The sequence below is a fragment of the Paraburkholderia jirisanensis genome (assembly GCF_054782355.1).
The window spans coordinates 73,215-86,127 of sequence record NZ_BAAGSQ010000012.1; the positions used below are offsets into that span (position 1 = coordinate 73,215).

The 12,913-nt window shown below is 64.9% G+C and carries 11 protein-coding genes; 2 read left to right on the plus strand and 9 right to left on the minus strand.

Going from position 1 to position 12,913, the window contains the following annotated elements:
- Positions 1-39: 39 nt before the first annotated feature.
- The 3 genes from ACYVNQ_RS07000 to ACYVNQ_RS07010 all read right to left on the minus strand — a co-directional run bounded on the left by ACYVNQ_RS07000 (position 40) and on the right by ACYVNQ_RS07010 (position 4,515).
- The gene (locus ACYVNQ_RS07000) at positions 40-921 is read right to left on the minus strand and encodes a hypothetical protein (protein WP_460901762.1); all 882 of its coding nucleotides are present in this window, start codon (positions 919-921) and stop codon (positions 40-42) included.
- A 312-nt stretch (positions 922-1,233) separates the two neighbouring features.
- Positions 1,234-3,831, minus strand: a complete 2,598-nt coding sequence (clpB, locus tag ACYVNQ_RS07005) for an ATP-dependent chaperone ClpB (RefSeq protein ID WP_460901763.1) — start codon at positions 3,829-3,831, stop codon at positions 1,234-1,236.
- 177 nt (positions 3,832-4,008) lie between these two features.
- Positions 4,009-4,515 (minus strand): Rrf2 family transcriptional regulator, encoded by a 507-nt coding sequence (locus ACYVNQ_RS07010; protein WP_460901764.1) that lies wholly within the window; start codon positions 4,513-4,515, stop codon positions 4,009-4,011.
- 246 nt (positions 4,516-4,761) lie between these two features.
- Between ACYVNQ_RS07010 and ACYVNQ_RS07015 the strand changes: the two genes are divergently transcribed.
- Positions 4,762-5,328, plus strand: a complete 567-nt coding sequence (locus ACYVNQ_RS07015) for a group III truncated hemoglobin (protein ID WP_460901765.1) — start codon at positions 4,762-4,764, stop codon at positions 5,326-5,328.
- A 21-nt stretch (positions 5,329-5,349) separates the two neighbouring features.
- Here ACYVNQ_RS07015 and moaE read toward each other — a convergent pair whose 3' ends face one another.
- The 6 genes from moaE to ACYVNQ_RS07045 form a co-directional block, all read right to left on the minus strand.
- Complete coding sequence (gene moaE, locus ACYVNQ_RS07020) at positions 5,350-5,832, minus strand: molybdopterin synthase catalytic subunit MoaE (protein WP_460901766.1); 483 nt, start codon at positions 5,830-5,832, stop codon at positions 5,350-5,352.
- Positions 5,833-5,842: 10 nt separating this feature from the next.
- Positions 5,843-6,100: a molybdopterin converting factor subunit 1 gene (moaD, locus tag ACYVNQ_RS07025; protein ID WP_460901767.1), complete on the minus strand. Its 258-nt coding sequence runs from the start codon at positions 6,098-6,100 to the stop codon at positions 5,843-5,845.
- A gap of 52 nt (positions 6,101-6,152) precedes the next feature.
- Positions 6,153-7,439 carry a molybdopterin molybdotransferase MoeA gene (locus ACYVNQ_RS07030; RefSeq protein WP_460901768.1) on the minus strand — a complete coding sequence of 429 codons (1,287 nt, stop codon included), beginning with the start codon at positions 7,437-7,439 and terminating at the stop codon, positions 6,153-6,155.
- Positions 7,440-7,793: 354 nt separating this feature from the next.
- Entirely contained in the window at positions 7,794-9,245 is a 1,452-nt protein-coding gene (gene thrC / locus ACYVNQ_RS07035) for a threonine synthase (protein WP_460901769.1), read from the minus strand.
- A gap of 64 nt (positions 9,246-9,309) precedes the next feature.
- Positions 9,310-10,641: a homoserine dehydrogenase gene (locus tag ACYVNQ_RS07040; RefSeq protein WP_460901770.1), complete on the minus strand. Its 1,332-nt coding sequence runs from the start codon at positions 10,639-10,641 to the stop codon at positions 9,310-9,312.
- A 56-nt stretch (positions 10,642-10,697) separates the two neighbouring features.
- Entirely contained in the window at positions 10,698-11,945 is a 1,248-nt protein-coding gene (locus ACYVNQ_RS07045) for a pyridoxal phosphate-dependent aminotransferase (RefSeq protein WP_460901988.1), read from the minus strand.
- Between the two features lie 522 nt (positions 11,946-12,467).
- Between ACYVNQ_RS07045 and ACYVNQ_RS07050 the strand changes: the two genes are divergently transcribed.
- A complete protein-coding gene (locus tag ACYVNQ_RS07050; protein ID WP_460901989.1) occupies positions 12,468-12,842 on the plus strand; it encodes an Mth938-like domain-containing protein in 375 nt (124 codons plus the stop codon).
- The last annotated feature ends 71 nt before the right edge of the window (positions 12,843-12,913 follow it).

The window sequence follows — 12,913 nt, forward strand, 5'->3', positions numbered from 1 at the left end:
GGCACATGCGATTGCCCGACACCCGCCGGGCCGAGTCGGCTAGAGACGTTGAATTGCCAGTTCCACATCGGCGCGCTCCCCTTCCAGTCGTTGCAAATCCGCCTCTGTATCGTGCAGCGCCCGCGCGCGCGAATCGAACTCGTCCGTTCTGATATGCAATTCATCGCGCGCCTGCCGCAACTGGCGATCCCACTCGCGTACCTCGTTTTGCTGCAGCCTCACGACAGCATCGAGTTGCACCTCTCCCAGTTGCAGTCTGAGTTCCAGCGCGTCGCGCCCGCGCTCCGCCTCGCGCTTGCCGTTCTCGTGGACGTCGACGCGGCGCTGCGCTTCGTCGCGCGCCCGTTGCGATTCTTGCATCGATGCCTGCAAGGTGGTCCGCATATGCCTGACGCCTTGCAGGCTTCCTTCGATTTCAGCTTTCTCCCCCTCCAGCCGGCGCCGTTCGAGTGCCGCATCGCCGCGTTCGTTCGGTAGCCCGCCGCCTCTCAACCCCGCTCGCTCGTTACGCACCCAATGCCCGGTGGTGGGATCGTTGCAGACCGGTACTTGCGGTCGAGCCGCATCGAGCGGATCGATCACGCGCCACGTCGCGGCGGTGCGGTCGTACACCACGGCGTACGGCCTGCCCCGCTCGACGATAAAGCGCTGTCCGCTGCCGCGATCGACCAGCACGCCGGGCGTGATGGTCGTCGCGTATTCGCCGGGCGTCGCCTGCAGTGCGTAACTCCCGGGCCATGCGGGTACGGCAGCATGGGCTGCGGGCGGCCGTGGCCCGACCGGGTAGCGCAGCGCGGTTGTGACAGGCGCCCGGGGTGTGCCGGCGCCTGCGGCGCTTGCGCCCGTCTGCGCTGGGCGTTCGCCTGTGCCACGCAGCTGCGGCGGCGGTTCGTGCACTTCATGAATCGACGATGTGTACATGTCACTGCCTCGTTCGTTGAAGTCGTCAAACGATGCGCGTCGCCGCGCACTGGCGAATGTCGTCACGTTGGTCTGTGGCGCGGATATCGCGGGTTGTCACGCATTGCCCCGATGTTAGGAAATGCTCGTCCCGCGACGGCAATACCCGTTGATGACACGCGTCGCTCGATACGCAGCGCACAGCGAAACGCACCGCGCAGGCAAAAAAAACGGGCAACGAATCGCTTCGTCGCCCGTTTTGCGCTTGCAGCCCGCGGTTTACGGCGGCGCAGGCCGCGCTGCATCACGCATCACGCGTCACACCATGTACCGTCAGTGCACGACCCGCTCGAACACCAGCTTGCCGTTTTGCACGTCGACCGGAATCACGTCTTTCGGTCCGAAACGGCCCGCCAGAATCAGCTTCGCGACCGGGTTCTCGATCTCCTGCTGGATCGCGCGCTTCAACGGCCGCGCGCCGAACAGCGGATCGTAGCCGGCCTTGCCGATCAGTTCGAGCGCTTCGTCGGACACGACCAGCTGCATATCGAGCTTCGCAAGCCGCCCGTGCAGCCGTTCCAGCTGGATCTTCGCGATCGACTGGATGTTGGTGCGATCGAGCGCGTGGAACACCACGACGTCGTCGATCCGGTTCAGGAATTCGGGGCGGAAATGCAGCTTCACTTCCTCCCACACCGCGTCCTTCACCGCTTCCTGCGGCTCGTCGACCATCGCCTGGATCACCTGCGAACCGAGGTTCGAGGTCATCACGATCACCGTGTTCTTGAAGTCGACGGTGCGGCCCTGGCCGTCGGTCATGCGGCCGTCGTCGAGCACCTGCAGCAACACGTTGAACACGTCCGGATGCGCCTTCTCGATTTCGTCGAGCAGGATCACGCTATACGGCTTGCGGCGCACGGCTTCGGTCAGATAACCGCCTTCCTCGTAGCCGACGTAGCCCGGCGGCGCGCCGATCAGCCGCGCAACGCTGTGCTTCTCCATGAACTCGCTCATGTCGATGCGGATCAGGTGCTCTTCCGAATCGAACAGGAACGCGGCCAGCGCCTTGCACAGCTCGGTCTTGCCGACACCGGTGGGGCCGAGGAACAGGAACGAGCCGTACGGACGGTTCGGATCGGACAGCCCCGCGCGCGAGCGGCGGATCGCATCGGCCACCGCGCTGATCGCCTCGTCCTGGCCGACCACGCGCTGATGCAGCTTGTCTTCGATCTGCAGCAGTTTTTCGCGCTCGCCCTGCATCATCCGCGACACCGGAATACCGGTCGAACGCGACACCACTTCGGCGATTTCCTCCGCGCCGACCTGAGTGCGCAACAGGCGCGGACGCGTCGGATTGTTCTGCTCCTGCGCTTCGGCCTGCGTAACCTGCTTCAGACGCGCTTCGAGCTGCGGCAGCGTGCCGTACTGCAGTTCGGCCACCTGTTCGAGCTTGCCGGCGCGTTGCAGCCGCACGATTTCCGCGCGGGTCTTTTCGATCTCTTCCTTCAGCTGCGCGCTGCCCTGCACCGCGGCTTTTTCCGCGGTCCAGATTTCTTCGAGATCCGAATATTCGCGATCGAGCCGCTCGATTTCTTCCTGGATCAACTGCAGACGCTTCTGCGACGCTTCGTCTTTTTCCTTCTTCACTGCTTCGCGTTCGATCTTCAGCTGGATGCGGCGGCGGTCGAGCCGGTCCATCTCTTCCGGCTTCGAGTCGATTTCCATCTTGATCTTCGACGCGGCTTCGTCGATCAGGTCGATCGCCTTGTCCGGCAGAAAGCGATCGGTGATGTAGCGGTGCGACAGTTCCGCGGCCGCGACGATCGCCGGGTCGGTGATGTCGACGCCGTGGTGCAGTTCATAACGCTCCTGCAGGCCGCGCAGGATCGCGATGGTGGCCTCGACCGACGGTTCGTCGACCAGCACCTTCTGGAAGCGCCGTTCGAGCGCCGCATCTTTCTCGATGTACTTGCGGTACTCGTCGAGCGTGGTCGCGCCGACACAGTGCAGTTCGCCGCGCGACAGCGCCGGCTTCAACATGTTGCCCGCGTCCATCGCGCCTTCGGCCTTGCCCGCGCCGACCATCGTATGGATTTCGTCGATGAATACGATGGTCTGGCCTTCGTCCTTCGCGATGTCGCTGAGCACGGCCTTCAGTCGCTCTTCGAACTCGCCGCGATATTTCGCGCCCGCCAGAAGCGCCGCCATATCGAGCGACAGCACGCGCTTGCCCTTCAGCGTTTCCGGCACTTCGCCGTTGACGATGCGCTGCGCGAGCCCTTCGACGATCGCGGTCTTGCCGACGCCCGGCTCGCCGATCAGCACCGGGTTGTTCTTGGTGCGCCGCTGCAGGATCTGGATCGAGCGGCGGATCTCGTCGTCGCGGCCAATCACCGGGTCGAGCTTGCCGGCACGCGCGCGCTCGGTCAGGTCGATGGTGTATTTCTTCAGCGCTTCGCGCTGGCTTTCGGCATCCTGACTGTGCACTTGCGAACCGCCGCGCACCGCGACGATCGCCGCTTCGAGCGACTTGCGCGTGAGGCCGTGTTCGCGCGCGACACGCCCTGCGTCGCCTTTGTCGTCGGCGATCGCGAGCAGGAACATTTCGCTCGCGATATAGGTGTCGTTGAGCTTCTGCGCTTCCTTGTCGGCCTGGTTCAACAGGCCGGTAAGCTCGCGGCCGATCTGCACGTTGCCGTCGGTGCCCCGCACCTGCGGCAGACGCGTAATCGCGTCGTTCAGCGCGGTTTGCAATGCCTGCACGTGCACGCCCGCACGCGACAGCAGCGAGCGCGCCGAACCATCCGGCTGGGCGACCAGCGCGGCAAGCAGATGAACCGGTTCGATGTATTGATTGTCGCGACCGACGGCGAGGCTTTGCGCGTCGGCTAGTGCTTCCTGGAATTTTGTCGTGAGTTTGTCGATTCTCATTAGAGACCTCCAATTTCGAATGTCATCAAAATGAGGCATCTGACGCGCGTTTCAAGGCGCTTTTGTCGATCTTCGACAACAAAATCTGCCGATTGGACACGGAACCGACATCAATCGCGCGACGCCACAGCGTGGCAAGACGAGCGGCGCGACATCGCGCCGCAGCGTCTCTACGCGTCAGGCTTCGGGAACGATCGGCACCGATTCGACCGACACGGGCACGGGCACCGCAGCCGCCATCGGCACAAAGCCCAGCAGCGCGAGCAGCGGCGCGTTCGGCTGCGCAATATCGCTGATCGTGTGGCGGTCGAGCTCCGCGAAGAACGCCTTACGCGCGCCTTCCATCACATTCTTCAGGCGGCACTGCGAACGGATCGCACATTCGCGATGCGCACCGTCGGCGTCGGGCAGACACGCGACCAGCGCGAAATCGCTTTCGGCCGCTCGCACCACCTCGCCCACGGTCAGCGCGGACGAATGCTCGAACAGCCGCAATCCGCCGTTGCGGCCGCGCACCGTCTCGACCCAGCCGAGTTCGGCTAGGCGCTGGACGACCTTCATCAGGTGATTCTTGGAAATTCCGTACGAGTCGGAAATATCCTGGATCGTTGCGAGCCCTTCAGGACGAACGGCAAGGTAGAGCAGCACACGCAACGAGTAGTCGGTATAGTCTGTCAGTCTCATGTATGCCAAGTCGCGATCGGCGAAGACGGGCCGCCAACACAATGGCCCATCTTTTCCAAGGTTGCCGGTTACGCTTTGTCGCCATAATATGCTCGCATTACGCATCTTATTGCGACGTATGTCGTGTTATTTCGCGTAACTATAAACGCTCTGCTTTCACCCCATCGGGTCTTTTTGCGAAACCCGCGATGGGTATAGGTATCAGCCGAATCGCAATCCTGAACACCGTTTTCGTCTGATGATTGAATGAAGCCGTCGTTTGCTCCCGCCTCCGCCGTCGCACGGCAATCCGAACCAACCGAGCCGAACATTCGCGAGCTGGTCTACGCGTTCTACGAGCGCGTGCGCGCCGACCCGCTGCTCGGGCCGGTCTTCGAACAGAAGCTGGCGGGCCGCTGGGACGAGCATCTGCCGAAGATGTGCGCGTTCTGGGGCAGCCTCGTGCTGGGCTCGAAACAGTATCGCGGCAATGTGCAGCAGAGCCACCAGCCGCTGGAAGGCGTCGAGCCGCAGCATTTCAGCCGCTGGCTCTATCTGTTTCTGGATACGGTCGAGGGACGCTATGTGCCCGCCGCGGCGGTGCGCTTTATGGAACCGGCGCTGCGCATTGCGCAGAGCCTGCAGTTGAGCCGCTTCGGCTGGGATTACGAGATTCCTGCCGAGCAGCAGGCGCTGCTCGAGCGGGTCGCGCCGCGCCGCAAGCCGGTGGACGGCGAGGCGCACGACAAAGCGCACGACGGGCGCGACGCGCCGCAGCGGCCGCGCGGCGAACCGTTTCCGGCAAAGTTTATCGGGCGCGGAACGGACGAATGACGCGTGGCCGGCGCGCCGTGCTCACGGCTCTTTAGCGTCCGCGTTGACGGAACTCAGACCCCAGCGCTCGAGCGCGGCATCGTCGGTGACGCGGGCATCGACCCAGCGCTCGCCATTTTCGGTCTTTTCTTTTTTCCAGAACGGCGCGTGCGTCTTCAGGTAGTCCATCACGAACTCGCACGATGCGAACGCGTTGCCGCGATGGGCCGACGTGGTCGCCACCAGCACGATCTGGTCGAGCGGATAAAGCCTGCCGACCCGGTGCACAATCAGCACTTCGGTGCCCGGCCAACGCTCGCGCGTGGCAGCGACGATCGTCTGCAGCGATTTTTCCGTCATGCCCGGGTAGTGTTCGAGTTCCAGCGCCTCGACCGTGCTGCCTTCGTTCAGGTCGCGCACCGTACCGACGAAGCACGCCACCGCACCGACCTTCGGATTCTGCGCACGCAGCGCGGCCACTTCAGTGGACAGGTCGAAATCTTCCGTTTGCACGCGCACAGTCATCGCAAGCTCCTCAACCGCCGGTGACCGGCGGGAAAAACGCTACTTCACAGCCTTCGGTGACGCGCGTACCGGCGTCGGTCATCACGTGATTGCAGGCCATGCGCAGCGCGCGGCCTTCGGCCAGCGTCTCGGCCCAGATGCCGCCGCGCACGCGCAACCACGCACGCACGTCGCCGAGCGTCGCGACGCCGTCGGGCAGATCGACCGCTTCGTCGGAACGGCCGAGCGCTTCGCGCACGCTGGCAAAATATTTCAGCTGGATCTTCATAGGCGCCTTCACTTCGCTTGCAGGGGCGGGATTGCTCGGGTGATCGCCGCGGTCAGTTCAACAACTCGGAAAACGGGATGAAACGCACCGTCTCGCCGGCGCTGATCGCGTGGTTCGGCGGATTGTCGATCAGGCCGTCGCCCCATACCGTCGACGTCAACACCGCCGAGCTCTGGTTCGGGAACAGGTCGAGGCCGCCCGCTGCGTTCACGCGCGCGCGCAGGAACTCGTTGCGGCGCTCGGCCTTCTGTTGCGTGAAGTCGGCGCGCAGCGACAGGAAGCGCGGCGTGACCGTGCGCACGCCGGCGAGGCGCAGCACGAACGGACGCACGAATAGCAGGAAGGTGGCGAAGCTCGACACCGGGTTGCCTGGCAGGCCAATGAAGAATGCTTCGCTGGTGGATTGCGCGGAGGCCGCGGTACCTGGCTGCGCAGCGGGCGGCGTATGCGGCGCGTCGGCACCCGTAGCGGCGGCGGCCGTCGCACGGCGCACCGCGCCAAACGCGAGCGGCTTGCCGGGCTTCATCGCGATCTGCCACATCGCGAGCCGCCCTTCCGCCTCGACGGCCGGCTTTACGTGATCCTCGTCGCCGACCGATACGCCGCCGGAGGTCAAGATCAGATCGTGCTCGCGCGCCGCGTCGCGCAGCGTGGCGCGGGTGGTGTCGAGCTGGTCGGGCACGATGCCGTAGTCGGTCACCTCGCAGCCCAGCTTGTCGAGCAGGCTGCGCAGCGTAAAGCGATTCGAGTTGTAGATCGCGCCAGGCTTCAGCGCTTCGCCGGGCATCGTCAGTTCGTCGCCGGTGAAAAACACCGCGACCTTCACGCGGCGCACCACGCTCAACTGCGCGCAGCCCACCGATGCCGCCAGGCCGAGCGCCTGCGGCGTCAGCCGCGTGCCGGCCGGCAGAATCACCGCGTCGCGGCGAATATCGGCGCCTTGCTGCGTGATCCATTCGCCGGCTTTCGGTGTGTGCAGCAGCGTCACTTCGTCGCCGGCGGTTTCGGTCTGCTCCTGCATCACGACGGCGTCCGCGCCTGGCGGCACCGTCGCGCCGGTGAAGATGCGCGCCGCCGTACCCGCCGCGAGCGGTTGCGGCGCGTGGCCAGCGGGAATGCGCTGCGATACCGGCAGACGGCGGTCGCCGTGCGACAGGTCGGCCAGCCGCACCGCGTAACCGTCCATCGAGCTGGTGTTCATCGGTGGCACGTCGAGCGGCGACACGACGTCGGCGGCGAGCACGCGGTTCAGCGCTTCGAGCGTGGCGAGCGTCTCGACGCCAGCGACCGGCACAGCCGCGCCGAGCAGCGTGGCGAGAGCGTCGGCGGTGGAAAGCATCGGAGCGCGCGGTGCGGGGGACGGATTGGCGGGTGTGGACATCGGTTCGTGATCGGCGCGGGCGGTTGAAGCGAATATTGTAGCGGGCGTTCGGTGGGCCGGCGCGAACCTCGTGTGGATTGCGGGGCATCGATTTCGCGAAGCGCGGGCGCGTGACACACCGGTTCGCGTACCGGTCAGGCATGACCCTGCACCGCCCACACGCCACCGGCACGCCCCGTCCCGCTGCACTCGAGTGCCACAAGCGTGCCGAGCGCTCCGGGCGTCTCGAGCCTTCACTCCGCGCGCCGCGCCGCCCCGCTCGAGCCATACGTCGACGGCTGCCTATGCATCCGCCATACGCACGGCCCAACGCTACGCGCCCGTCTTCGACGCCACAAACGCCTTCACGCGCTCGGCATCCGCCGGCAGCACCTCAAACCGCTGCGGCAGCTTCTCGAGCCCGGCAAACGCAGCCGGCCGCTCCGGCTCGCGCTCGAGCGCCTCGCGAATCGTCTCGCCGAACTTGATCGGCTGCGCGGTCTCCAGCACGATCATCGGGATGCCCGGCTGCAGATGCTCGCGCGCCACCTTCAGGCCATCGGCGGTATGCGTGTCGATCATCGTGTCGTAGCGCTGGAACACGTCGCGGATCGCTTCGACGCGATCCGCGTGGGTGCTGCGGCCCGACACGAAACCGAACTGCTGCACGCGCGCGAAATCGCCGCTCGCGGCCAGATCGAAGCCGCCCTTTTCTTCGACGTCGCGAAACAGTTGCAGCACGCGCGCCGGATCGCGGCCGAGCAGATCGAACACGAAGCGCTCGAAGTTCGACGCCTTCGAGATGTCCATGCTCGGGCTGCTGGTGTGATACGTCTGCGCCGACGTGCGCACGCGATAGGCGCCGGTGCGGAAGAACTCGTCGAGCACGTCGTTCTCGTTGGTCGCCACCACCAGCTTCTCGATCGGCAGCCCCATCATGCGTGCGATATGGCCCGCGCAGACATTGCCGAAGTTGCCCGACGGCACCGCGAACGACACGCGCTCGTCATTCGACTGCGTCGCCGCGAAATAGCCCTTGAAGTAGTAGACCACCTGCGCCACCACGCGCGCCCAGTTGATCGAATTGACCGTGCCGATCTTGTGCCGCGCCTTGAACGCGTGATCGTTCGACACCGCCTTCACGATGTCCTGGCAATCGTCGAACACGCCTTCGACCGCGAGATTGAAGATGTTCGGGTCCTGCAGGCTGAACATCTGCGCGGTCTGGAACGCACTCATCTTCTTGTGCGGCGACAGCATGAACACGCTCAGGCCGTGTTTGCCGCGCATCGCGTATTCGGCTGCGCTGCCGGTGTCGCCGGAGGTCGCGCCGAGAATGTTCAGCGTTTCGCCGTGCTTGTCCAGCGTGTACTCGAACAGGTTGCCGAGCAGCTGCATCGCCATGTCCTTGAACGCGAGCGTCGGCCCGTTCGACAGTTCGAGCAGCGCGAGCGGCGCGCCGTTTTCGATGCCGAGCGTTTTCAACGGCGTGATCTGCGCGGCCTGCTCGTCGTCGCGCACGTTGCAGTACGTCTGTGCGGTGTAGGTGCGGCGCGTCAATGCGCGCAGGTCTTCGGCCGGAATGTCGTCGCAGAACTTCGCGAGCACTTCATAGGCGAGGTCCGCATACGGCAGCACGCGCCAGCGCGCCAGTTCGTCCGCGCTGACCTGCGGATACGCGGCCGGCAGATACAGGCCGCCATCCTTCGCGAGACCGCCGAGCAGGATGTCGGAAAAAGTATGGCGCTCGCCTGCTCCGGCACCGCGCGTGGAAATGTAGTTCATCAGTGTATTCGCCCAGATTGCCCGCTTGTTTCACGCCTGTTTCACGCTTGTCGCACCTGCGCGCCTAGTCCAGCGCTTCCATGCGCAGCTTCGTTACCTTCGATACGACCGTTTGCAGCGCCTCGATGCGCGCGATCGCCACGTTCACATATTTTTCGACCGTCTCATGCGTGAGCAGCACGATGTCCGTCTCGCCCTTGTCATGCCCGTCGACCTGCTCCGATTCCTTCTGCAGCAGCGCGTCGATCGAAATACCCATGTCGGCGAGGATGCGCGTGATGTCGGCCAGCACGCCGGTCACATCGGCCACCCGCAGGCGCAGGTAGTAGCTGCTCGTCACTTCTTCGATCGGCAGGATCGGCGTGTCCGACAGCCGGTCGCGCTGGAACGCCAGATGCGGTACGCGGTGCTCCGGATCGGCCGTGTGCAGGCGCGTCACGTCGACCAGATCGGCCACGACCGCCGAAGCCGTCGGCTCCGCGCCCGCGCCCTTGCCGTAGTACAGCGTCGTGCCGACCGCATCGCCGTGCACCACCACGGCGTTCATCGCGCCTTCCACGTTGGCGAGCAGGCGCTTTTCCGGGATCAGCGTCGGGTGCGTGCGCAGCTCGATGCCGTTGGCCGTGCGGCGCGTGATGCCGAGCAGCTTGATCCGGTAGCCGAGCTCTTCCGCGTAGCGGATGTCGATCGCGGCCAGCTTGCTGATGCCTTCCACGTAAGCCTTGTCGAACTGCACCGGCACGCCGAACGCGATCGCGCTCATGATGGTGGCCTTGTGCGCAGCGTCGACGCCTTCGATGTCGAAGGTCGGGTCAGCCTCGGCGTAGCCGAGTTCCTGTGCGGCTTTCAGCGCGGTCGCGAAGTCGAGCCCGCGATCGCGCATCTCCGACAGGATGTAGTTGGTCGTACCGTTGATAATGCCGGCGATATAGCCGATGCGGTTGGCGCTCAGCCCTTCGCGCAGCGCCTTGATGATTGGAATGCCGCCCGCCACCGCGCCCTCGAACGCGACCATCACGCCGTTCGCATGCGCGGCATCGAAGATCTCCGTGCCGTGCACCGCGAGCAGCGCCTTGTTGGCGGTGACCACGTGCTTGCGGTTGGCGATCGCGCGCAGCACCAGCTCGCGCGCGATGCCGGTGCCGCCGATCATCTCCGCGACGATGTCGATCGACGGATCGTCGGTCACCGCGTGGAAATCGTCGGTGACGGCGACGCTGCCCGCGTCCGCGCCCAGCGCCTGTTCAGCCTTCGCCGGATTGCGCACCGCAATGCGTGCGATCTCGATGCCGCGGCCGGCCCGGCGTTTGATTTCTTCCTGGTTGCGGCGCAGGACCGTATAGGTCCCGCCGCCAACCGTGCCGAAGCCCAGCAGTCCAACTTTGATCGGTTCCATGCAGCGTGTGTATTTCTAGTAAGAGATTGGGAAAGCGCTCGGGTGGTTCAGGCGCATCAGGCCGCGTGACGCTTGCGGTAGCCGTCGAGAAAGCGCGCGATCCGGTTGATCGAATCGGCGAGGTCGTCGACGTTCGGCAGGAATACCACACGGAAATGATCCGGCGATTTCCAGTTGAAACCGCTGCCTTGCACCAGCAGCACGCGCTCTTCGAGCAGCAGATCGAGAATGAACTGCTGGTCGTCGTGAATCGGGTACATCTTCGGGTCGAGGCGCGGGAACATGTACAACGCCGCTTCCGGCTTCACGCAGCTCACGCCGGGAATGGCCGTCAGCATGTCGTACGCCAGCTCGCGCTGCCGGTACAGGCGCCCGCCTGGCGCGATCAGTTCGTTGATGCTCTGATAGCCGCCCAGCGCGGTTTGAATCGCATACTGGCCCGGCACGTTCGGGCACAGCCGCATCGACGCGAGAATGCCGAGGCCTTCGAAGTAGTCTTTCGCGCGCCGCCGGTTTTCGCCGGTCAGGCCCGACACCCACATCCAGCCGGCGCGGTAGCCGCACGAACGGTAACTCTTCGACAGGCTGTTGAAGGTGACCGTCAGCACGTCTTCGGACAGCGAGCCGATCGCCGTGTGCTCGCGGCCGTCATAGATGATCTTGTCGTACACCTCGTCGGCGAAGATCACGAGGCCGTGCTGACGCGCGATGTCGATCAGCGCGAGCAGCAGTTCGTTCGAGTACAGCGCGCCGGTCGGGTTGTTCGGGTTGATCACCACCAGCGCGCGCGTGTTCGCCGTGATCTTGCTGCGGATGTCGTCGAGGTCGGGCATCCAGCGGTTCGACTCGTCGCACACGTAGTGCACCGGCGTGCCGCCGGACAGGCTGACGCCGGCGGTCCACAGCGGGTAGTCGGGCGCCGGCAGCAGCACTTCGTCGCCATCGTTGAGCAGACCCTGCAGCGCCATCACGATCAGTTCGGACGCGCCGTTGCCGATGTAGATGTCGTCCAGTTCGACGCCCTGCACGCCCTTTTGCTGCGCGTAATGCATGATCGCCTTGCGCGCCGCGAACACGCCTTTCGAATCGGAGTAGCCGGACGAAGTGGGCAGGTTCAGGATCATGTCCTGAATGATCTCGTCGGGTGCGTCGAAACCGAACGGCGCGAGATTGCCGATGTTCAGCTTGATGATGCGGTGGCCTTCTTCCTCGAGCCGCTTCGCGTGTTCGAGCACGGGCCCGCGAATGTCATAGCAGACATTCAACAGCTTGTTGGATTTGAGTATCGGTTTCACGGCGGGCACGTCGTCCTGGATCAAGGTATTGCCCCGGAGGCCGCACCGTTTCTGCGCTGGCAGCGCCGCGGCGGACACCGGCGGGCGTGCAGCATGAAACGGGCATCCGGAACGAAAAGTCGCGGAACACATTCTGGCGCGTTCAGCCCAACCCGGATGCACGGCCAGTGCGCCCGGAGCGCCTCTCGCGATGGAGCGCGGCTATGCCGATGACGGCTGGCCGGTTCGGGCATTCTACGTGGCTGCGCGGCTGACGCAGGTGCGGCTCGTGACGGCACGCGCGCCCGGAGCCCGGGTGCGGGGCACGCCGGGGCGGCTAAAAAGCTATAATTTAGCGGATTTTGGCCGACTTCCGCAATGCACCAACGCCGGGCGTCGAGCCCGGCGGGCCGCGAGCGGCAAGCCCGCAGCGGTTGCGCAAGCGCGCACGAAGTCGATTCCAGCGCAATACCAATGCAGTACCAGCGAGATGCCCGCGCCATCCAGCACCGCGCGCGGCGCAATGTTACACGACCACCACGGAACACCAGTTTGAAATTACACCAGGATTCAAGCGGCGCCCTGAACACCGTGACCGGTTACGGCGCCGACTACGTCGAAATCAATGCCCAACGTCACGCCGGCAGCATCATCGTGCTGCCGGAGGCACCGGTCATCGCATGGCCGGTGTCGTCGTTCGAGGCCCTTGCCCCCGAGCATTTCGCGCTGCTGGTCGAGCCCGCGCCCGAAGTGGTCATTTTCGGCAGCGGCGAACGGCTGCGTTTTCCGCATCCGCGCCTCACCGCGGCGCTGGCGGCGCAGCGCATCGGTGTCGAAACGATGGATTTCAAGGCCGCCTGCCGCACCTACAACATCCTGATGGCCGAAGGCCGCAAGGTCGCCGCGGCGCTGCTGATCGAGGCGTAGCATCGCAAAGCATCGGCAGCGCCGCGCCGATCGAGTACACTGCGCGGCGTTTGCGCGATTGGAGCGCGCAA